This window comes from Bradyrhizobium sp. BR 10261, assembly GCF_019455395.1.
GTDB classification, from domain to species: domain Bacteria; phylum Pseudomonadota; class Alphaproteobacteria; order Rhizobiales; family Xanthobacteraceae; genus Bradyrhizobium; species Bradyrhizobium manausense.
In genome coordinates, this window is record NZ_JACOFQ010000030.1 from 53,180 (window position 1) to 75,259 (window position 22,080).

At 63.7% G+C, this 22,080-nt stretch carries 19 protein-coding genes; all 19 read right to left on the reverse strand.

Annotated elements, in window-relative coordinates:
* Positions 1 to 6: 6 nt before the first annotated feature.
* Positions 7 to 3,384, reverse strand: a complete 3,378-nt coding sequence (locus tag HYH07_RS28760; protein WP_220005623.1) for an adenylate/guanylate cyclase domain-containing protein — start codon at positions 3,382 to 3,384, stop codon at positions 7 to 9.
* A gap of 319 nt (positions 3,385 to 3,703) precedes the next feature.
* Positions 3,704 to 4,741: an ABC transporter ATP-binding protein gene (locus HYH07_RS28765; protein WP_220005624.1), complete on the reverse strand. Its 1,038-nt coding sequence runs from the start codon at positions 4,739 to 4,741 to the stop codon at positions 3,704 to 3,706.
* Entirely contained in the window at positions 4,734 to 5,714 is a 981-nt protein-coding gene (locus tag HYH07_RS28770; RefSeq protein WP_220005625.1) for an ABC transporter ATP-binding protein, read from the reverse strand. Before HYH07_RS28770 ends, HYH07_RS28765 begins: the two co-directional genes overlap by 8 nt.
* On the reverse strand, positions 5,711 to 6,532 hold the full coding sequence (locus HYH07_RS28775; RefSeq protein WP_220005626.1) for an ABC transporter permease: 822 nt from the start codon (positions 6,530 to 6,532) through the stop codon (positions 5,711 to 5,713). Before HYH07_RS28775 ends, HYH07_RS28770 begins: the two co-directional genes overlap by 4 nt.
* Positions 6,529 to 7,452: an ABC transporter permease gene (locus HYH07_RS28780; RefSeq protein WP_220005627.1), complete on the reverse strand. Its 924-nt coding sequence runs from the start codon at positions 7,450 to 7,452 to the stop codon at positions 6,529 to 6,531. The genes HYH07_RS28775 and HYH07_RS28780 overlap by 4 nt, the downstream gene beginning before the upstream one ends.
* Positions 7,453 to 7,512: 60 nt before the next feature.
* Positions 7,513 to 9,102: an ABC transporter substrate-binding protein gene (locus HYH07_RS28785; protein ID WP_220005628.1), complete on the reverse strand. Its 1,590-nt coding sequence runs from the start codon at positions 9,100 to 9,102 to the stop codon at positions 7,513 to 7,515.
* Positions 9,103 to 9,274: 172 nt separating this feature from the next.
* Positions 9,275 to 10,561, reverse strand: coding sequence for an S-methyl-5-thioribose kinase (gene mtnK / locus HYH07_RS28790; protein ID WP_220005629.1), 1,287 nt, complete (start codon positions 10,559 to 10,561; stop codon positions 9,275 to 9,277).
* A 105-nt stretch (positions 10,562 to 10,666) separates the two neighbouring features.
* On the reverse strand, positions 10,667 to 11,014 hold the full coding sequence (locus HYH07_RS28795; protein WP_057756169.1) for a hypothetical protein: 348 nt from the start codon (positions 11,012 to 11,014) through the stop codon (positions 10,667 to 10,669).
* A 119-nt stretch (positions 11,015 to 11,133) separates the two neighbouring features.
* Positions 11,134 to 11,409 carry a DUF1467 family protein gene (locus HYH07_RS28800; RefSeq protein ID WP_220005630.1) on the reverse strand — a complete coding sequence of 92 codons (276 nt, stop codon included), beginning with the start codon at positions 11,407 to 11,409 and terminating at the stop codon, positions 11,134 to 11,136.
* A 9-nt stretch (positions 11,410 to 11,418) separates the two neighbouring features.
* Complete coding sequence (gene mce / locus HYH07_RS28805) at positions 11,419 to 11,823, reverse strand: methylmalonyl-CoA epimerase (RefSeq protein ID WP_220005631.1); 405 nt, start codon at positions 11,821 to 11,823, stop codon at positions 11,419 to 11,421.
* Positions 11,824 to 11,865: 42 nt separating this feature from the next.
* A complete protein-coding gene (locus tag HYH07_RS28810; RefSeq protein ID WP_220005632.1) occupies positions 11,866 to 13,536 on the reverse strand; it encodes a ribonuclease J in 1,671 nt (556 codons plus the stop codon).
* Positions 13,536 to 14,342 carry a biotin--[acetyl-CoA-carboxylase] ligase gene (locus HYH07_RS28815; protein WP_220005633.1) on the reverse strand — a complete coding sequence of 269 codons (807 nt, stop codon included), beginning with the start codon at positions 14,340 to 14,342 and terminating at the stop codon, positions 13,536 to 13,538. Before HYH07_RS28815 ends, HYH07_RS28810 begins: the two co-directional genes overlap by 1 nt.
* Before the next feature lies 1 nt (position 14,343).
* The gene (nuoN, locus tag HYH07_RS28820; RefSeq protein WP_220005634.1) at positions 14,344 to 15,780 is read right to left on the reverse strand and encodes an NADH-quinone oxidoreductase subunit NuoN; all 1,437 of its coding nucleotides are present in this window, start codon (positions 15,778 to 15,780) and stop codon (positions 14,344 to 14,346) included.
* A gap of 22 nt (positions 15,781 to 15,802) precedes the next feature.
* Complete coding sequence (locus HYH07_RS28825; protein WP_220005635.1) at positions 15,803 to 17,311, reverse strand: NADH-quinone oxidoreductase subunit M; 1,509 nt, start codon at positions 17,309 to 17,311, stop codon at positions 15,803 to 15,805.
* Positions 17,312 to 19,420, reverse strand: coding sequence for an NADH-quinone oxidoreductase subunit L (gene nuoL / locus HYH07_RS28830; RefSeq protein WP_220005636.1), 2,109 nt, complete (start codon positions 19,418 to 19,420; stop codon positions 17,312 to 17,314).
* 8 nt (positions 19,421 to 19,428) lie between these two features.
* Positions 19,429 to 19,737 carry an NADH-quinone oxidoreductase subunit NuoK gene (nuoK, locus tag HYH07_RS28835; protein WP_008547737.1) on the reverse strand — a complete coding sequence of 103 codons (309 nt, stop codon included), beginning with the start codon at positions 19,735 to 19,737 and terminating at the stop codon, positions 19,429 to 19,431.
* Positions 19,734 to 20,372 carry an NADH-quinone oxidoreductase subunit J gene (locus HYH07_RS28840; protein ID WP_220005637.1) on the reverse strand — a complete coding sequence of 213 codons (639 nt, stop codon included), beginning with the start codon at positions 20,370 to 20,372 and terminating at the stop codon, positions 19,734 to 19,736. The genes nuoK and HYH07_RS28840 overlap by 4 nt, the downstream gene beginning before the upstream one ends.
* 134 nt (positions 20,373 to 20,506) lie before the next feature.
* The gene (nuoI, locus tag HYH07_RS28845) at positions 20,507 to 20,995 is read right to left on the reverse strand and encodes an NADH-quinone oxidoreductase subunit NuoI (RefSeq protein WP_026232873.1); all 489 of its coding nucleotides are present in this window, start codon (positions 20,993 to 20,995) and stop codon (positions 20,507 to 20,509) included.
* 14 nt (positions 20,996 to 21,009) lie between these two features.
* Entirely contained in the window at positions 21,010 to 22,077 is a 1,068-nt protein-coding gene (gene nuoH, locus HYH07_RS28850) for an NADH-quinone oxidoreductase subunit NuoH (protein ID WP_220005638.1), read from the reverse strand.
* Between the last annotated feature and the right edge of the window lie 3 nt (positions 22,078 to 22,080).

A 22,080-nucleotide genomic window follows, 5' to 3' on the forward strand; every position in this document is an offset into this window, starting at 1 on the left:
AATGGTTCAATCCTCGGCATCATTTCCAGACAAGCAGCTTGCACCGACAGCGGCCTTTATGCGGGCGAGAAGCTTCGAGGCCGTGTTGAACTCGAGCGTCGATTGACCTTCCGTCATGCCGGACAGAGCTGGCAGGAGGACCTTGTAGGCGGCGTCCACCTTGCCTTCGGCATGCCAGCACGCTGCCTGGGCGGCCGCGGCTCGCAGCTCCCAGAGCCTGGCTCCCTGCCCTCTGGCTATCGCTACCGCTTCGGCAAGCCACAGGTCTCTTTCAGTCGCGCCTGCCGCGCAAACCAGGGCCCGCATCCGCATGATCTCCGATTTGCACCAGGTCTCACCCGTCAGCTCCACCAGCTGGAATGCCCTCTCCAACAGCGTGAACGCCTCGGCATGCTGCCCTTGCTCGTGGTGCACTTCCGCAGCCACGGCCATGAAGAATGGCAGGATGACGGAGTGACCAGCCTCGTCCAGCTCGGCAATATGGCGCCTCATGGCTTCCAGATGACTGACCGAGGCTTGCGTCCGCGACAACGCCCATGAGTGGAAAAAACCACCTTCACGCTTTCCCAGAAAGGTTTCGTGGTCTCTGTTGACTTCCAGAAGCCGTGCGGAGAGCGCTGCACAGCCCTCCACGTCGCGCCACATGATGCGCTGTACGCACGCCCTCCTCATGGCGAGCACCAGCGTTATGACGTGATTGAGCGATTCCGCATGCCTCACGCCTTTCATTGCCGTATCGCAGCCGGATTCGGGATAGCCCATGGCGGTCTGCGACATCCCGATGATCGTATACATGGATGCCTTCATGTCCCGGCTGGCCAAATTGGCCTCGGGGCCGTCCCGATCGACTTCATAGTCGGTCAGCAACCTGGAGAGGACATCGCAGGTTTCGCCGAACTGTCCACGGATGAAATGCGCCAATCCGGCAGCGCGCAACGACATCACCTCCGACCGGGAGCCGGCCAGGTTTGTATCCTGGTGAAGATTTCGAATATCTGCGGCGCATCGCGACAGGCTCTCCGCATCGGAATGCGTAAAGTAGTAATTGATGAGACCGTCATAGACTCTCAGGAGAGATACGGCGTCACCGGTGCGCAGGCCCAATGCACGAGCCCGCTCATAGCAGGTCAGGACCTCTGCGCTGCCCGATCCACGAAGATCTATCAGTGCCCGACCGAGCTGCAGTTGCAACATCAGCTCTCGTTCAGCGCTCTGTGCCTGTGATGGAAGCAGCTCTTGTTGACGCAGGGCATTCTTCAAATGGCTGGCTTTCTCAGCCAGTGCCGAGCGACCCGATGCTTTTTCTGCGGCAAGCAGATAGTACTTTATGGACCTCTCGGGCTCGCCGGCCTCTTCAAAATGCAGGGCCAACACCTCGGCGTTGGTGATCGGACTATGTTCGGCAGCTCCTTCCAGCAGCAAAGCGAGGCGGAGATGCAGGTGCCGCCTGCGATTGCGCAGAATGGAATCATAAGCGGCATTCTGGACCAGGGCGTGCTTGAACGAATAGGCGCTCTCGGGCGCGTACCCGCGGCCATTCACGAGCCCGGCCGCGGTCAGTTCGTTGAGTGCGGCAATCAAAACGCTCTCATCGAGGTCACTGATGCTCCTGAGAACGTCGAACGAAAACTCTCGTCCGATCACCGATGCGGTCTGGGCCACTTCTTTCGCATCGGGATGACGATCCAATCGCGCGGTCAAGGAAGCGTGGAGCGAGGGAGGGACCAACGAACGTCCCACGCCGACCTTGAGCTGGTCCAGCTGGATTTCCAACACTGACTTGGTCAGCTCCTCGATGTGCAGCGGCACCCCATCGGAGCGGGATACGATTTCATCGATGATTTCTGCGGACAGGGCATGCTCGCCAGCGACCGCGCCGACAAGCAGGGCGGCATGACGCCGGTCGAGCCCGGTCAGCATCAAGTGGCTCACCTGCGGACGGGTGATCCAGGGCGGCCGGAACTCCAGCCGACCGCTGGCGATCACCATGAGAGGAAATTGATCTATTTCGTCGACCAGCCTGTCGATCAGATCCAACGTCACCTGATCCGCCCAATGCAAGTCTTCGAAGACAGCCAACCGGGCGGATTGAGCCGTCTGCATTCTCAGCAGCCGAATGATCGAAGCCAGGGTCATGTCCCTTTTCCTGCGCGCCGACAAGTCGAGCGGCAGGCTTGGCGCCGGCATGGAAATCGAAAGAAGATCGCCGATCAGGAATCCATCGATTTCGGTCGCGCCGTATTCCGCGAGCAGAAGCGCCAACTTCTGCGACCTCACAGACATCGAATCTCCGCTCTCGATCTTCGCGGCGAGTTCGATGTGGCGGATGATCGGATAGAGCGGAGCGTCCTGCTGGTGTGCCGAGCACGAGAATTGCAGCGGCGGAAGTCGATCTCCTTCCTGACTTGCATCTTCGAGGACCGAAATGAGCCTGGATTTCCCGACCCCCGCTTCACCGATCAACAGACACATCACCCCCTGACCGGCGAGAACCTGCTCCCATCGGCGCAGAAGCAGGCTCTTCTCCTCGATTCGGCCGACCAGCGGCGTCTCGATCGAACGAAGAGCCTTGAAACGGCTCTCGATGATATTTTCCTTGGTGACCGCCCAGGCCGTGACCGGCCCCGCCAGGCCTTTCAGGGCCAGCGGCCCCAGGCGCCGGTATTGAAAGATCTCGCCAGTCAGTCGGCGAGTCGCCTCATCGATCACCACCGCGCCGGTTTCTGCGATGGCCTGCAATCGAGCTGCGAAATTCGGAGTTTCGCCGACCGCGGTCTGCGAATCCCTGTCCCCATCCACGATAGCGCCGATCACGGCGATGCCCGTCGCGATACCCACGCGACAGCTCAGCGAGCCCGGAGGCCCGGCCGGGCTGCTCAGACGATGAACGGCCTCGACCGCGAGCAAGCCGCTCCGCACCGCGCATTCGGCGTCGTCCTCGTGCGCGCTTGGATAGCCAAAATATGCGAGGATGCCATCGCCAATGTAACGAGCGACATATCCTCCGTTTTCGGTGACCAGGTTCGTTACGCAATTGTGGTGCGCGGAAATCGCCTCGCGCAAATCTTCCGGGTCCAGCCTCGTTCCAAGCGCCGTCGACCCAACCAGGTCGACAAACATGACCGTTAGCCGGCGACGCTCAACCTGCGGCTTTGCGCTGGCCTTGACAGCATCGGCCGCTTCGCGATCTTCGGGAAATTCCTTGGCGCTCGTCTGGCCGCAGACAGAGCAAAAGCGCGCGCCCGCAGCGTTCTGGTGTTCGCACGAAGCGCATTGCCATGAAAGAGGCATGCCGCAGTCTCGGCAAAACTTGGAGCCGGTCGCAACATGCAATCCACAGCGCGAGCAGAGCATTTCCACCTGCTGATCCGGACCGTACCACACCACACTTGATCCTGACAAAAGCTTAGAGTCGTGCTGGCCCGCTGTCACGTGGCGGCAGGGGTACTGCGACAAAATCATTGCCCCTTCGGCAACCACCGCCCGGGCATGGGACTGCCATGACGACGGCTTCGGATCCCCTAACCGGGAAGACTCAGCCCATCGCCATAGTTGAGTTTTGCCATACTGCGGTCTCAGGTTGTCAACCCTCGCTCCACAACCCCGAACACACGTTCTGTTGCCTTCTTGGCCCGGGCACAGCGTGCGGGAGCACCCTTTCATGCGAGCCGTCCAGTCGTTTGCCGCAGACCGTCGGTGCGCTCTATGCCTGGGTAGGCCCATTTTCGCCCGAGGCCATTGCTGCCTGCCCGGCAATCTCCTCGCTCCGCCAGCACCTCACTGCATGCCCATCAGGCCGCGTCTCAAGCCTCGGTCCCGGCTCATGGCGGCACAGATCTTCCGCGTAACGGCAGCGCGGGCTGAAAGCGCATCCGTTGGGCGGATTGAGCGGGTTGGGAAGATCCCCGCCCGTCGTCGCCAGCGGTGCATGGTGGAGGGGATCGGGGATCGCCGCGATCAAGGCGCGCGTATAGGGATGCGCAGGCCGCTCGAAGATCTCGCGCCAGTCGCCGTTCTCGACGATGCGGCCGAGATACATCACGGCGACACGGTCGCTCATATGCTCGACGACGCCGAGGTCGTGGCTGATCATGATGTAGGACAGACCAAGCGTGTCCTTCAATTCCAAGAGCAGGTTGATGATCTGGGCGCGGATCGAGACGTCGAGCGCCGATACGGGCTCGTCGCAGATGACGATCCTGGGGTTGAGGATCAGCGCGCGGGCGATGCCGATGCGCTGGCGTTGGCCGCCGGAGAATTCGTGGGGGTAACGGTCGGCCTGTTCGGGCCGCAGGCCCACGTGCCGCAGCATGGTCGCGACGCGATCCTCGATCTCGCTTGTTGCGGTCACGCCATGCACGCGCAGGGGATCCTCCAGCGTGCGGCGCACCGTCTGGCGCGGATTGAGCGAGGCATAGGGATCCTGGAAGACCATCTGCACGATCCGGGCGAGCGCCTTGCGATCGCCGGCAGGCCTGCCCGTGATCACCTGCCCGTCCAGCACGATCCGGCCGCGCGTCGGCGCCAGGAGGCCCAGGATCGACAAGGCGACCGTCGACTTGCCCGAGCCGGACTCGCCGACGAGGCCGAGGCACTCGCCGCGTTTCAGATTGAGATCGACGCCGTCGACGGCGCGGAGCATCCGCCGGTTGCGGCCCAAGAGGCCGCCGCCAACAGGAAAATGAACCGCGAGATCCTCGACGCTGAGAATGAGATCGTCCTTGCCCCGCGGCTCATGCATGGTGGTGGCACCTCACCAGGCCGCCAGCCTCGAGGAAGTCCGCCGTCGGCGCAACGCTCCTGCAAATATCGGTGGCATGGGCACAGCGCGGATTGAACCGGCAACCATCAGGGAAATTGGTGATGGCGGGCACGACGCCCGCAATCTCCTTGAGCCTGCTCCGGCCCAGGGCTGCGCGACTGCCCAGCCGCGGCAGCGAGTCGACCAGGCCCTGAGTGTAGGGATGCGAGGGCGTGCGAAAAATATTGGCGGAGCCGCGCTCCTCGACGATGCGGCCGGCATACATGACGGCGACGCGGCGGCAGACATTGGCGACGAGGCCAAGATCGTGGCTGATCATCAGGATCGCCGTGCCGCGCTCGGCGCAGAGATTGCGCATCAGCTCGATGATCTCGGCCTGCACGGTGACGTCGAGCGCCGTGGTCGGCTCGTCCGCGATCAGCAGGTCCGGACCGCAGGCGAGCGCGATGGCGATCATGACGCGCTGGCGCATGCCGCCGGAGAGCTGATGTGGATAGTCGTTCACGCGCCGCTCCGGCGCAGGCACGCGAACGCTGGCCAGCGCCTCGACCGCGAGCTGATGGGCTTCACGCCAGCTCTTGCCCTTGTGCAGCACGAACATCTCGGCGATCTGCCGTCCCACCGGCGAGACCGGGTTCAGCGCCGTCATCGGCTCCTGGAAGATCATGGCGATCCTGTTGCCGCGCAGGTCGCGCTGTGCGGCCGCCGGGAGGTGCTGGATCTCCCGACCGTCAAACCGGATCGTGCCGGCACCGATCGACAGCGGCGGCCGTAGCAGGCCGATCAGGGCGAGCGCCGTGATGCTCTTGCCGCAGCCGGATTCGCCGACGAGACCAAAAGTCTCGCCGCGATCGATGCGGAACGAGATGCCCTCGGCCGCGGCAACGCGCCTCTCACCATCGTCGAGATCGATGCGCAAATCCTCGACCTCGATCAGCGGCGCGCCGGTCATGTCCGCCGGCTCCGCGAGTGGGGATCGAGAATGTCGCGCAGGCCGTCGCCGAGCAGATTGAGGCCGAGCACGGTCAGGAAGATGGCAAGGCCGGGAAATACCGAAAGCCAGGGCGCCGTGGTGATCTGGTCGCGGGCATCCGACAGCATGCTGCCCCAGCTCGGAAACGGCGGCCGGACGCCGAGGCCAAGGAACGACAAGGCCGCCTCCGAGAGCACCGCGCTGCCCATGCCGAGCGTGCCGATGACGACGATCGGCCCAAGCATGTTCGGCAGCAGCTGCGTCATCATGATGCGCAGGTCGCCATAGCCGAGTACGGTCGCCGCCTGCACATAGCCCTGGTTTCGCAGCGACAGCGCCGAGGCGCGGGCGATGCGGCAGGTAAAGGACCAGTTGGTCAGGCCAAGCGCGATCAGGAGGCTGGTGAGGCCCGGTCCCAGCACCGCCATGATGGCGAGCGCGAAGATCAGCGAGGGGATCGCGAGCATGACATTGGTCAGGGCATTGACGACGTCATCCCACCAGCCGCCCCAATAGCCGGCACTGAGGCCAAGTGCGACGCCGATGACGCTGTTGATGAGCTGCGAGACGATGCCGACCGTGAGCGAGACGCGCGCGCCGTAGACGACGCGGGAATAGATGTCGCGGCCCTGATCGTCGGTGCCGAACCACCAGGTCCAGCTCGGCGGCTCCTCCGCGTTCATGAGATTGGCATCGAGGACGGGATCGGTATGGGCCAGCCAAGGGGCGAACACGCCGACGACGATCGCAAGCGCGAACAACGTGCCACCGATGACGAGATTGGCGCGCAGCTTCATGCGTATCTGATCCTCGGGTCGATCACGCCGTAGAGCAGATCGACCAGCAGGTTGATCGCGAGAAAGGCCAGCACCACCACGAGAATGGAGCCCTGGACGGCAGGAATATCACGCTGCAAGACACTGTCCACCAGCAGCGAGCCGATGCCCGGCCAGGAGAACAGCTTTTCGACGACCACCGCCTGCCCCATCAGCCCGCCGAATTGCAGGCCGACGGTGGTGAGAATGATCACGAGCGCGTTGCGCATCACATGCCACTTCACCACGCGCGTCTCGCTCATGCCCTTGGAGCGCGCGGTGCGGACGAAATCGGCCGTCATGATCTCGAGGACGGCGGCGCGCGTGGTCCGGGCAAACAGCGCCATCGGTGAGACGCCGAGGGTCAAGGCCGGCAGCAGCAGATATTTCAGGCCGCCATCGCCATAGCCGAAACTCGGCAGCCAGCCGAGCTTCAGCGCGAAGACATACATGATCACCAATCCGAGCCAGAACTTGGCAATCGACAGCCCCGTCACCGCGACGATCATCGCCGCACTGTCGACGAGGCCACCCGGCCGCAACGCGGCGATGAAGCCGAGCGGCACGCCGAGCAGGACGGAAAGCGCCATGGCCGTGAAGATCAGCTGCAGCGTCGGCCATGCCCGCTTGGCGAGCATCGCCGTCACGGGCTCGCGCGTCCGGAACGAGGTCCCGAAATCACCGGTGGCGAGCTTGGCGATATAGGCACCGAAACGCACATAGACGGGATCGTCGAGGCCAAGCTGTTTCTTCAGGCGCAACTCGACCTGCGGATCGGCGTCATCGCTCATCGACGAGACGATGCTGCCGGGAACGACGCTGAACAGAACGAAGACCAGCAACACGACGGCGAGCACGGTCGGGATGGTTTGCAGCAGACGACGGATCAGGAACGAGAGCATCGGCACTTTCTTCCGTCCCTCCACCGCTCAATCGCGATGGAGGGAGCACGAGAATGCGTGTCATTTCGCGGGCGAAGTGTCGTCGACCCACAGCTCCTCGGCATTCTGATGGGTCAGCTCCGTCGGGTTCTTCTGGATGCCGTGGAGCCAGGGCTGCACGGCCATCACGGCCTTGTTGTAGTTGAAGAACCAGACCGGCGCTTCCTCATAGAGCAGCGCATTGGCCTTTTGCAGCAGTTGGGTGCGCTTGGCGGTGTCGTCAGTCTGTCCCGCCTCGTCGAGGATCTTGTCGAAGTCGGCGTTCTTGTAGATCATGTAGTTGCAGGCCGATTGCGGCGTCGAGGAGTGGAAGCATTTCAGCGCGGCCTGGGGGTCCGGGCCGGTCTGCTGGGAATAGATGAAGGCCTGGTAGTCGCCGGTGCGCACCACCTCGGACAGCACAGCGGTTTCGACCTGCTTGACCTTGGCCTTGATGCCGACCTTGTCCAGCATCGGGATGACCGCCGAGACGATCGGCAGGCCCCAGCTTTCATTCTGGCTGGTGGTCCATTCGAATTCGAAGCCGGAGGGATAGCCGGCGTCGGCGAGCAGCTGCTTGGCCTTGGCGGGATCGTAGGGGTACGGCTTCATCGTCTTGTCGTAGGCGGGCGAGGTCAGCGGCAGCCAGCTGGTGGCACGATAGGCCTTACCCTTCACCAGCTTGCTGATGATCAGGTCCGTGTCGATCGCATAGTTGATCGCCTGCCGGACGCGCTTGTCCGCGAACGGCTTGAAATTGGGGTTCATCCCCATGTAGCGGGTGAAGACCTCGGCGACCTCAACGATGGTGTCCTTGAGGTTGGGATCGGTCTGATAGGCGACATATTGCGCCGGTCCGAGCACGGAGGTGTCGATTTCCTTGTTGCGGAAGGCAACGTCGCGCGCTGCGGCCTCACCCATGATCGAGACGACGACCTTGTCGGCATAGGGCTTGCCGGGCTTGTAGAACTTGTCCCACCGCTCCAGAACGATGCGCGAACCCGGCACGTGCTCGACGAACTTGAACGGTCCGAGGCCGATCGGATGCTGGATGAAGCTGTCCTTGGCGCCCTCGTCGGCGGGATAGATCGAGGTCAGCGCGGTGAAGAAATAGAAACCGGGATCGACCTTTTCGGTCAGCTTCATCTCGAGGGTGAAATCGTCGATCTTCTTCAGGCCGGAAATCTCCTTGGCCTGGCCCTTCTCGACTGCCGCCGCGCCCTCGATGATGCGGACATAGCGCGCGCCGGGATAGGCCTTGGTGCCGTCCATGATGCGGTTGAAGGTCCAGATGACGTCGTCGGCCGTCATCTTGCGGCCATTGTGGAAATAGGCGTCGTCGCGGAGCTTGAAGGTGTGAACGAGGCCGCCGCCGGAGACGACGACCTCCTTCGCGAGTTCAGGAACCGGTTTTCCCTCCGCGGAGTCCCAGACGTAGAGCGGGCGATGCAGCACCTTGGCGTAGATCTCGTCCTGGGCGCGCTGGGTGGTGTGGATGTCGAGGCTGGTGAAGCTCGAACCGTAGGGCGCGGTCATGCGGATGGTCCCGCCCTTGCGTGGGGTCTGGGCCTCCGCCGATCCGGCAAGTGCCAGCGCCATCCCCGCGACGATCGCCGTCATCCTGAACATCATGTGGTCTCCCAATAGCGCAGGTATTTCGATCACGGATTTGATCATTCACTGCCCGTCGAACGCAAGCTTCGTTTTGGGGGCGGCCGACGCCGGTTCCTGGAGCGGGCACGAAGGTCTCTTGGGTTGCATTTCGGCGCGCGACGCAATCTCTCCGAGTGACGCCGTGCAGGCTTCAGCCCGTCAGCTCCGGCTGCCAGTCCCGCAACTTTCGTGCAGCGCCGGTGACGTCGGCGATGCCCCGAAATGCTGCCGCCTCCACCATCATCCCGCGTGCGAGCCTGACGGCGCGCGCCTCGCTCACCGCCCGCTTCTTCGGATCCTCGATCAGCTCGAAATCGATGTTGTGGGCGAGGCCGAAGATGCGGCGAATGGTTTTGGCGGCGGCGAAACCGACGGTGTCGGTGAACAGCCGCTGCATGTAGGCTTGCCGCTCGGCTTCGAGCCGCATCGCGCCCTTCTCGCCGGCAAAGAGCGAGACCGGATAGGCATCGCCCCTCGCCTCCGACCGCCAGAGCTCGACGAACTTTCGCGAAAACTCGTTCCAGACCTGCTCGAGCGTCTCCAGCACCCAAGTCTCGAAGTCGCGTCGCTCGCCGGGCGCGCGCTCATGGCCGGCCGAGGCGAAATAGGCCATCAGCAGATTGGCCAGCACCGCGCCGACATCGAACCCCATCGGACCGTAGAAGGCGAATTCGGGATCGATCACGCGCGTCTCTGACGCCGTCACCATGATCGAGCCGGTGTGGAGATCGCCATGCAGCAGGGCTTCGGGGCTTGCCATGAATTTCAGCTTCAGGCGGGAGATTGCGACATGCAGCTCCATGTCCTCGCGCAAGGATGCAGCGAGGCCATCGAGATAGGGTGCGGTCCAGCGGTTCTGCTCGGCGACGCGGTAGGGATCCGTGAAGATCAGGTCCTCGGTGATCTTGCAAAGCGCATGATTGCCGGCGAAGGCCGCGATGGCTTCCTTCTTCTCGGCGGCCGCCAGCGCGAGATCGGAGGTGAAGAACAGCGTCCGCGCCATGAAGGTGGTGATGTCGTCGACGAAGCGCGGATATTGCACCCCTGCGACCAGGCCCTTGCGCATGATGATGTGGGGCTCGAGCAGCTCCATCACGGTGAGCGCGAGTGTCTCGTTGTGATGCAGCAAGGCCGGCACCAGGCGAGGTGCGAGCTTGGCCTGCCGGGACAGCGCGAGATATTCGTAATGCGCCCGCGACAGCGGCAGCGGCCAGCTCTCACCGATGAGGCGGACGTAGGGCAGCGCCTGCTTCACGGCGATGCCCCCGCTGGCGCCCTTCACGATGAAGACGAGATTGAGGTTGCCGTCGCCGACCTCGGTGATCGACCAGGCGGTTGGCGCGCCGCCAAGCAGCGCCGCGATGTCGGGCAGGCCCGCGAGATAATCCCGCAAGCCCGCTTCTTGAAGAATCCGGTAATCCTCCTGCCCGTGCGCCATGACGATCCCATCCCATTATTTGAGCATGATCTTCCCGGAAAACCGCTTCACACTTTGCGCTAGCGCGGCCCTTCGGGTCCGGATCATGCTTGATGGTCCGGATCGTTACTCCCGCTCCAGGAAGCTCGAGCCGATCTCGGCCTTTCTTTTGATCGGATCGTAATCACAATAAACGCTGTCCGCCACCAGCGTGTAGCTGGCGTAGACGCTGTATTTATCTGTCTTGACCGAGTTCAGGCCGATCACCGAGGTGCTTTTGCCGCCATTCCATTTGAACGGCGTCGAGCTCTTGGCCTGCTCGCAGGCCAGCACGGCCTCGTTGAAGACATAACCCTCGACGAACGCCTTCAGCGTTCGCACCTGCACGGCCATCTTCCACTCGACATAGCCGACGGCTCCGAGGCCGGCGACCACAAGCACCAGCAGCGCGACGACGATCCTCTGAAAAGTCATTTGCTCTCCCCCACAATACGAACTATCTCCGCCGTCATTGCGAGCCAACGGGTCCGCTCAAAGCGCGGCCCCGTTGGCTCGCAATGACGGGCTTGGTTAATATCCCTTCGTCCCTCGCTCTAAAACGGCATTCCCATCATCTTCGACAGCCGCTCGAGCGAGAGATAGCCGGCGTGATAGGCGGCAACGCCGAGGCCGTAGATGATCGCCGAGATGATCGTGGTCCAGATCAGCTTGCGCTTCATGCCGGTCAGGATAGGCGCGCCAGGGTCGGTGCCGGGCGCGCCGACGCCGTCCTCGTGCTGGCTGCGCACGCCGAACGGCAGCGTCAAGAACAGCGCGATCCACCAGATGACGAAGTAGATCGCGAGCGCGGTTGAAATCTGGACGGCCATGATCCGGTCTTACGCCTGCTCGATCTCGACCAGCGCGCCGGAAAAATCCTTCGGGTGCAGGAACAGCACCGGCTTGCCATGGGCGCCGATCTTCGGCACGCCGTCGCCGAGCACGCGCGCGCCCTCCTTCACCAGCGTATCGCGCGAGGCGATGATGTCGACGACCTCGTAGCAGACGTGGTGGATGCCGCCGTAGGGGTTGCGCTCGAGGAATTTTGCGATCGGCGAGGCCTCGCCAAGCGGCTCGATGAACTCGATCTTGGTGTTGGGGAGCGTCGCGAACACCGTGATAACGCCATGCTCGGGCAGCGGCACGGCCTCGGAGATGACCGCGCCGAACGCCGCGCCGTAAATTTTTGCGGCCTTGACGGCATCCTTGGTCGCGATCGCGACGTGGTTGAGGCGACCCAGCATGTTCCTTCTCCCTCAGCGCGTGATGCGAAGACCACGCTCAGCCTACACTGTCAGGACGTGGACCAGACAGGGGGGCTTCTTGCCCCAATGTTCGTTGATGACGGCCCGGACGGCGCGTCGCACCGATTCCGCCAGCGCATCCGGATCCCGCCGGCGCGCCTTCGGCAGGCCTTCGACCGTGGACATCACGGCATCGAAAACCAGGTCGTCAAAAGTCTCGCCGGCCCTGTTCTTTTCGGGGATTCCGACCAGATCGACCTCGGGCTCGTCGGCAAGCTCGCCCTGCGCGGTCATGGCGATGGCGACGAAGGCGCAGCCGGAGAATGCCATGCGGCGGCGCTCGACCACGGCGCGGGACTTGGAATCCTCGAGAATCGTGCCGTCCTTGTAGAGCCGACCTGAAGGCACCTCGCCGACCACGCCGGGATCGCCCGGGCCGAGCTTGACGAGGTCGCCGTTGCGAATGACCAGCACGCGCGGCACGCCGGCGGCGCGCGCGAGCTTGGCGTGCTCGTTCAGGTGCAGGGCTTCGCCGTGGACAGGGATCAGCAGCTGCGGCTTCACCCAGGAGATCATGTCGCGCAGCTCATCGCGGCGCGGATGGCCGGAGACATGGACCAGATGGTCGCGGTCGGTGAGGACCTCGACGCCCTGCAGCACCAGATTGTTGATGATCGAGCCGACCGCCTTCTCGTTGCCGGGAATGGTGCGCGAGGAGAAGATCACGCTGTCGCCGCGGTTGAGCGTGATCTCAGGGTGGTCGTCATTGGCGATGCGGGCGAGCGCCGCGCGGGGTTCGCCCTGGCTGCCGGTGCACAGCGCCAGCACCTTGTCCTGCGGCAGATGGCCGTAAATCTCGGGCGAGCGGAAATTCTGCACGCCGTCGAGATAGCCGGTCTCGCGCGCGACCTGCACCACGCGTTCCATGGCGCGGCCGACCACGACGACCTCGCGGTCAGCAGCTTTCGCTGCATCGGCGACGGCCTTGATCCGCGCGACGTTGGAGGCGAAGGTCGTGACCGCGACGCGGCCCTTTGCCGATTTCACGAGATCGATGATGGTGCGGGCGACCTCGGCTTCCGACGGCGAGCGGCCGTCGCGCACCGCGTTGGTGGAATCGCCGATAAGAGCGAGCACGCCCTCCTCGCCGAGCTCGCGCAGCCGCTTCTCGTCGGTCGCACGTCCCAAGGTCGGGGTCGGATCGATTTTCCAGTCGCCGGTGTGCAGCACCAATCCGGCCTCGGTGTGGATCGCCAGCGCATGCGCTTCCGGAATCGAATGAGCGACCGGGATGAACTCGACATTGAATGGGCCGACATCGATGCGGCCCCCTGACGGGACCACGGTGACCGGGATCACCGGCGCATTGCGCTCGGCGGCGCATTTGGCCTCGAACAGCGCCGCGCTGAATTGCGTTGCGTAGATCGGGCATTTCAGTTTCGGCCAGAGGTCGATGATGGCGCCGAAATGGTCCTCATGGGCGTGCGTCAGCACCAGGCCCATCAGATTCTTGCGTTCCTTCTCCAGGAAGCTGATGTCGGGCATGATCAAATCGATGCCGGGCAGATGCTCCTCGTCGCCGAAGGAGACGCCGAGATCGACTGCCAACCAGGAACGCTGTTGGCGGTTGCCAAGGCCATAGACCGACAGGTTCATGCCGATCTCGCCGACACCGCCGAGCGGCGCAAATACCAGTTCGTCGGGCCTCGCCATCATGCAGCTCCCACCGAACGGGCCGGGCCGAAGAACACTTCGCCCGCCGCCACGGGCACAAGGCCGCCCTCCGCGGTGCGGATGATCAGGCAGCCGGTGTCGTCGATCGTGTCGAAGATGCCTTCCAAGACCGTGGTTCCCGTATGGATCGCGATCGGCTCGCCCAGGCGGGCGGCGCGCTGCAGCCACAGCTTACGGATCTCGGCAAAGCCGCGGCCATTGTCCCAAATGCCGCGGAATTCGACCCAGGCGTCCGACAGCGCCGCGAACAGCTCTTCCGCGCTGATCTGGACGCCGAGGGCTGCGAGCGACACCGCGGGCGTCGGCGTGCCCTCTGGCGCCGCCACGATGTTGGTGCCGATACCGACCACGATGGCGAGGCGATCGCCGACGGCTTCGGCCTCGAGGCCAATGCCGACCAGCTTCTTGCCGTCGGCGAGGACGTCGTTGGGCCATTTCAGGGCGTAGCGCGGCCTGCCCTCGCCGAGCCGTAGCGCGGCCTCGAGGCTGACTTTCTCCAAGGCCGCCTCCTCTGCCAGCCCTGCTGCAAAACCAATCGTAGCAGCCACCGCTGGGGCGACGTCGAGGACTTCGAGGACGCTGGCGGCGAGATTACCCTTGGGCGCGATCCAGGGCCGTTGGCGACGGCCGCGGCCGGCGGTCTGCTCTGATGTGACGAACCAGATCGGCCCGCGTTCGCCGGCGCGGGCCGCTTCGATGGCATCGGCATTGGTCGAGCCGGTCCGCTCAAGGGCGGCGAGCTTGTAGCCCGCCGCGATCGCGCGAGGACCGAGCGCGAACCCCATCCTAAAACAGCGATTTTGCAGCGGCGGAGGCGACGCTCACCACCGGGCCCGCAAACAGGGCGAACAGCAGGTTGAACAGGCCTGCGACCGCCAGCACCGTCTTGACCTCGACCCTGACGGGATCAACCTGGCCGGCCGGCTCGTCGAAATACATGGTCTTGACGATGGCCAGATAGTAGTAGGCGCCCACGACGCTGGAGAGCACGCCGATCACGGCCAGGGTGAACAAATTCGCCTTGATGGCGGCGACGAAGACATACCATTTGGCGAAGAAGCCGGCGAGCGGCGGAATGCCGGCGAGCGAGAACAGCAGCATCGCGAACATGAAGGCGAGCAGCGGGTTGGTGCGGGAGAGACCGGCGAAATCGCTGATCTGCTCGACGGCCTGGCCGTTGCGCTTCATGGCGAGGATGATCGAGAACGAGCCGAGCGTCATCGCGACATAGATCACGATGTACATCAGCACGCCCTGCGCGCCTTCGACGGTGCCGGAGGCGAGGCCGACCAGGGCAAAGCCCATATGGCCGATCGAGGAATAGGCCATCAGGCGCTTGATGTTGCTCTGGCCGATCGCGGCGAACGAGCCCAGCACCATCGAGGCGATCGCCACGAACACCAGGATCTGCTGCCATTGCGAGACGATGCCGGGGAACGCCGTCAGCGTGACACGGGTGAAGACCGCGAGCGCTGCGACCTTCGGCGCGGAAGCGAAGAAGGCGGTGACCGGCGTCGGCGCGCCCTCATACACGTCCGGCGTCCACATGTGGAACGGCACGGCCGAGACCTTGAAGCAGAGGCCGGCGAGCAGGAAGACCAGGCCGAACACCAGGCCGACATTCGCGGCGGTCGCGGCCGTTGCGATGCCGGTGAAGCTGACGGTGCCGGTGAAGCCGTAGACCAGCGAGGCGCCATACAGCAGCATGCCCGATGACAGCGCGCCCAGCACGAAATACTTCAGGCCGGCCTCGGTGGACTTGGCGTTGTCCCGGTTCGAGGCCGCCACGACGTAGAGCGCGAGCGACATCAGCTCGAGGCCGAGATAGAGCGAGATCAGGTCGCCGGCCGAGATCAGCACCATCATGCCGAGCGTCGAGAGCAGCACCAGAATGGCGTATTCGAAGATGCGGCGCGACGCGTCAGCCAGGAACTCGGTCGACAGGATCAGCGTCACGGCCGAGCCGACCAGGGCCAGGATCTTCATGAAGCGGGCGAAGTCGTCGACGATGAAGCTGCCGCCGAACGTCACCTGCTTGCCCGCGGGCAGCGTGTATTCGAGCACGCCGACCAGGATCAGAAGCAGCACCGCGAGCGTCGTCACCGCGCCGGTGGTCCCCTGCCCGCGATAAGCGCCGAGCATCAGAAGCGCCATGGCGCCGATCGCGAGCACGATCTCGGGCAGCACCGGCGCCAGTTGATAACCTGCAGTCGTAATGCTCATGACGATATCCTGACCTGCCCGATCACTGGAGCAGTGCGGCGGCCTTCACGGCCGTCACAGCGGTGTTGTAGTTATTAACGAGTTGCTGAACCGAGGCGGCCGACATGTCGAGCACCGGCTTCGGATAGACGCCGAACAGGATCGTCAGCGCGATCAGCGGGAACAGGGTCACGCATTCGCGTAAGGTGAGATCCTTCATGCTCATCAGCGTCGGCTTGACCAGCGCCCCGAACACGACCTTGCGATAGAGCCACAGCGCGTAGGCAGCCGACAGGATCACTCCCGTCGTGGCGAAGAAGGCGGTCGGGATCGAGACCTTGAAGGTGCCGAGCAGCGTCATGAACTCGCCGACGAAGCCCGACGTGCCGGGCAGACCGACATTGGCCATGGTGAAGACCATGAAGGTCAGGGCGTAGAGCGGCATCCGGTTGACGAGGCCGCCATAGGCCGCGATCTCGCGCGTGTGCAGGCGGTCGTAGACGACGCCGACGCAGAGGAACAGCGCGCCCGAGACGATGCCGTGCGAGATCATCTGGAACACGCCGCCGGCAACGCCCTGCATGGTGCCGGCGAAGATGCCCATGGTGACGAAGCCCATATGCGCGACCGACGAGTATGCGATCAGCTTCTTCATATCCTCCTGCATCAACGCCACCAGCGAGGTGTAGATGATGGCAATCACGGACAGGGTGAAGATCAGCGGCGCGAAGTCGTGCGAGGCCAGCGGGAACATCGGCAGCGAGAAGCGCAGGAAGCCGTAGCCGCCCATCTTCAGGAGGATCGCCGCGAGCACCACGGAGCCCGCGGTCGGCGCCTCGACGTGCGCATCGGGAAGCCAGGTGTGCACCGGCCACATCGGCATCTTCACCGCGAAGGAGGCGAAGAAGGCGAGCCAGGCCCAGGTCTGCAACGATCGCGGCACGGCCGTATGCATCAGCGTCGGGATGTCGGTGGTGCCGCCGTTCCAGTACAGCGCCATGATGGCGAGCAGCATCAAGACCGAGCCGAGCAGCGTGTAGAGGAAGAACTTGAACGAGGCATAGACCCGGCGCGGACCGCCCCAGACGCCGATGATCAGGAACATCGGGATCAGGCCGCCCTCGAAGAACAGGTAGAACAGCACGAGATCGAGCGCCGAGAACGTGCCGATCATCAGCGTTTCCAGGATCAGGAACGCCATCATGTATTCGCGGACGCGGTTCGAGATCGCCTTCCAGCTCGCGATGATGCAGAACGGCATGATCGCGGTGGTCAGGATCACCAGCGGCAGCGAGATGCCGTCGACGCCCATGTGATAGGTGATGCCGGTGGCGAGCCAGGCCGACTTCTCGACGAACTGGAAGTCGGCATTACCAGGGTCGAAGCGCATGACCAGGATCACCGACACGGCGAAGGTGATGATCGTGGTCCACAGCGCGATCCAGCGCGAATTGCTCCTGCTAGCCTCGTCGTCACCGCGGCTCAGGTAGACGATCAGCGCGCCGACCAGCGGCAGGAACGTCGTGACCGAAAGGATGGGCCAGGTTGTCATTTACTGGCCTCCAAAGCCGAACATGAACCAGGTGATCAGGCCGGCGGCGCCGATCAGCATGGCGAATGCATAGTGATAGAGATAGCCGGTCTGGATCTTGACGACGTTGCGGGTGACATCCAGCACGCGGGCGGAGACGCCGTCGGGGCCGAAGCCGTCAATGATGAAGCCGTCGCCCTTCTTCCAGAGCTGGTAGCCGATCCACTTCGCCGGACGGACGAAGATGAGATCGTAGAGCTCGTCGAAGTACCATTTGTTGAGCAGGAACTGGTACAGCATCGGCTGCGTGTTCGCGAGCTCGACCGGCAAATACGGTTTGCGGATGTAGAACGTGTAGGACACCAGGAAGCCACCGACCATCATCAGGAAGGGCAGCCAGCCCAACAGATGCGGCATGTGCTCCATATCCTCGAGGATATGCGGGTTCATCTTCACGGACTCGCGGAAGAACTCCTCCACGCCGTGCGGTCCGGTGAACAGCTCCTTGAACGGGAATCCGGCCAGCACCGAACCGACGGCGAGCACGCCGATCGGGATCAGCATCCAGATCGGGCTTTCATGCGCGGCTTCGTAGTGCTCCTGGTCGTGGGGTTCGCCGAAGAAGGTCTTGAACACCAGACGCCAGGAATAGAACGAGGTCAGGCCGGCGGCGACGATCGTCAGCAGGTAGGCGTAGGTCGAGAACGGGTTATGCGAGGCATAGGCAGATTCGATGATCGCGTCCTTGGAGAAGTAGCCGGCGAACAGCGGGAAGCCGGTCAGCGCCAGCGTGCCGACGGTCATCACCGCGAACGTGTACGGGATCTTCTTCCAGAGGCCGCCCATGTTGCGGATGTCCTGCTCGTGGTGCATCGCGTAGATCACCGAGCCGGAGCCCAGGAACAGCAGCGCCTTGAAGAAGGCGTGCGTGAACAGATGGAACATGCCGACCGAATAGGCCCCCGCGCCCATCGCCACGAACATGTAGCCGAGCTGGGAACAGGTCGAGTAGGCGACGATGCGCTTGATGTCGTTCTGGACGAGACCGACGGTCGCGGCGAAGAACGCCGTGGTGGCGCCGAAGAACATCACGACGGCCTGCGCGTTCGGAGCGAGCTCGAACAGCGGCGACAGCCGCGCCACCATGAACACGCCGGCGGTGACCATGGTCGCGGCGTGGATCAGCGCCGACACGGGGGTCGGGCCTTCCATCGCGTCCGGCAACCAGGTGTGCAGCAGGAACTGCGCCGACTTGCCCATCGCGCCCATGAACAGCAGCACGCAGGTCAGCGTCAGCGCATCCACATGCCAGCCGAAGAAGTCGATGGTCTTGCCTGACAGGCCCGGCGCGGCATGGAAGATGGTCTCGAAATCAGTCGAGCCGACCAGCGCGAAGATCGCGAAGATGCCGAGCGCGAAGCCGAAATCGCCGACGCGGTTGACCACGAAGGCCTTGATGGCGGCGGCGTTGGCCGACGGCTTCTGGTACCAGAAGCCGATCAGGAGATAGCTCGCCAGACCCACGCCTTCCCAGCCGAAGAACAGCTGCACGAGGTTATCGGCCGTCACCAGCATCAGCATGGCGAAGGTGAACAGCGAGAGGTAGCCGAAGAAGCGCGGCCGGTACGGATCCTCGTCCATGTAACCGATGGAATAGAGGTGCACGAGCGAAGACACCGTCGTCACCACCACCAGCATCACGGCGGTGAGCGTGTCGACGCGCAAGCTCCACCAGACTTCGAGCTCGCCGGAGAATATCCAGGGCAGGAGCTGATACCGGACGTCGTGGCCATTGAAGCCGACATCCACCAGCGTCATCCAGGACAGCGCCGCCGAGACGAACAGCAGCGCCGTCGTGATCAGCTCGGCACCGCGCGAGCCGGCTGCGGCCGGCTCGGCCGGGCCGTGACCGTGGTCATCATGCCCGTCGCCGGGCTCGTGATGAGACTCGTGGATGACGGACGCGTCTTCGTTGATCGTATCGGACGCATGGGCGTGCGCACCATGGCCGTGATCGCCGTGATGCTCGACCTCGTCGCCCGAGGGGTTGCGGCCGTGCGCGCCGACGAGCGAGATCAGGCCAGCCAGAATGGCGCCCAGCAGCGGCAGAAAAACGATTGCCTGAACCATTTGAGCGCTCAGCCCTTCATCAGATTGACGTCCTCAACCGCGATCGAGCCGCGGTTGCGGAAATAGACCACCAGGATGGCAAGGCCGATCGCGGCTTCGGCGGCCGCAACGGTCAAGACCAGCAGCGCGAAGACCTGACCGACGATGTCGCCGAGGAAGGTCGAGAATGCCACCAGGTTGATGTTGACCGAGAGCAGGATCAGCTCGATCGACATCAGGATGACGATGATGTTCTTGCGGTTCAGGAAGATGCCGAGGATGCCGAGCGTGAACAGGATCGCGCCGACCGCCAGATAATGTCCGAGCCCGATCGTCATTTCACCCACTCCGCCGCGTCGGCATCCGAGAGCCCCTGCCCCGGCGCCACCTTGCGCATCGCCATCGCCAAGTCGGGCGTGCGTGCGTTCTGAACGTTGATGTCCTGCCGCTTGACGCTCGCCTTGTGGCGCAGCGTCAGCACGATGGCGCCGATCATGGCGACCAGCAGCACCATGCCCGCAAGCTGGAAGTAGTGGATGTATTTCGTATAGAGCACGAGGCCGAGCGCCTCGGTGTTCGAGACGTTGCTCGGGATCGGCGACGTGATGGTCTTGCTGACGGTCGGGTTGATGACCCAGGCGCCGACGGTCAAGAGCAGCTCGAACAGGAAGATGCCGCCGATCACGACGCCGACCGGCAGGTACTGGATGAAGCCTTCGCGCAGCTCGAGGAAGTCGACGTCGAGCATCATGATCACGAACAGGAACAGCACCGCGACCGCGCCGACATAGACGACGATCAGCATCATGCCGAGGAATTCGGCGCCCATCAGCACGAACAGGCCGGAGGCGTTGACGAAGGCCAGGATCAGGTACAGCACGGAGTGCACGGGATTGCGCGAGACAATCACCATCACGGCCGAGGCAACGCAGACGGCTGCGAAGAGATAAAAGAAGAGCGCGGGAAGGATCATCGAGAAACTCCCGTCATTCCGGGGCGCGCGCCAGCGCGAACCCGGAATCCAGAGGTTGTGGCGCGAGATTCCGGGTTCGCGCTGCGCGCGCCCCGGAATGACGAGAGGGTGGCGGGAAGGATCATGCCCTCACCTCACCGGTACGGCGCGTCGAGCTCGATCGCTTTCGCGATCTCGCGTTCCCAGCGGTCGCCGTTGGCGAGCAGCTTGGCCTTGTCATAGAACAGTTCCTCGCGGGTCTCGGTCGCGAACTCGAAGTTCGGACCTTCGACGATGGCGTCGACCGGACAGGCCTCCTGGCAGAGGCCGCAATAGATGCACTTCACCATGTCGATGTCGTAGCGCACGGTGCGGCGGGTGCCGTCGTTGCGTCGCGGGCCGGCCTCGATGGTGATGGCCTGCGCCGGGCAGACCGCTTCGCACAGCTTGCAAGCGATGCAGCGCTCTTCGCCGTTCGGATAGCGGCGCAGCGCATGCTCGCCGCGGAAGCGCGGCGAGATCGGGCCCTTCTCGAACGGATAGTTCAGCGTCGGCTTCGGCTGGAAGAAATAGCGCATGGCGAGGAAGAACGCCGAGACGAATTCCGACAGCAGAAGCGAGCGCGCGGTGGCGTTGATGTTGATACCCATGACGGCCCTCACTTCGGCGCGATGCCGGCGAATTGCAGCACGCCCGCCACCACCACCACCATCACCAGCGAGAGCGGCAGGAACACCTTCCAGCCGAGGCGCATCAGTTGGTCGTAGCGGTAGCGCGGCACGATCGCCTTTGCCATCGCGAACAGGAAGAACATGAAGAACAGTTTCAGCGAGAACCAGATGATCCCCGGCACCCAGTTGAACGGCGGCAGGTCCACCGGGGGCAGCCAGCCTCCGAGGAAGAGGATCGTGGCCATCGCGCACATGGTGACGATCGCGACGTACTCGCCGAGCATGAACAGCAGATACGGCGTCGAGCCGTATTCGACCATGAAGCCGGCGACCAGCTCGGATTCGGCTTCGACGAGGTCGAAGGGCGGACGGTTGGTTTCCGCCAGCGCCGAGACGTAGAACACCACGAACATCGGGAACAGCGGCCAGACGTACCAGTTCAGGATGGTGAGCTGCGGCAGCCCGATCAGGCTGGCAAGGCCGCGGACATGCTGGGCCTCGACCACGGCCGACAGGTTCAGCGTGCCGGCGCAGAGCAGCACGGTGATGATGACGAAGCCGATCGAGACCTCGTAGGACACCATCTGCGCCGCCGAGCGCAGCGCGGCCAGGAACGGATACTTCGAGTTCGACGACCAGCCGGCCATGATGATGCCGTAGATCGACAGCGACGAGATCGCGAAGATGAAGAGGATGCCGACATTGATGTCGGAGATCACCCAGCCGAGATTGGTCGGGATCACCGCCCAGGCCGCCAGCGCGAGCACGCAGGACACCAAGGGCGCCAGCAGGAACACGCCCTTGTTGGCGCCTGACGGAATGATCGGCTCCTTCAGCACGAATTTGAGCAGGTCGGCAAAGGACTGGAACAGGCCCCAGGGCCCGACCACGTTCGGGCCGCGGCGGATCTGCACCGCCGCCCAGATCTTGCGGTCGGCCAGCAGAATGTAGGCGATCGCGATCAAGAGGACGACGAGCACCAGCACGCTCTCCGCGATCATGATGATCAGCGGCCAGAGGAAGCCGGTCCAGAATGCGCTTTCGAAGAATTCCATCAG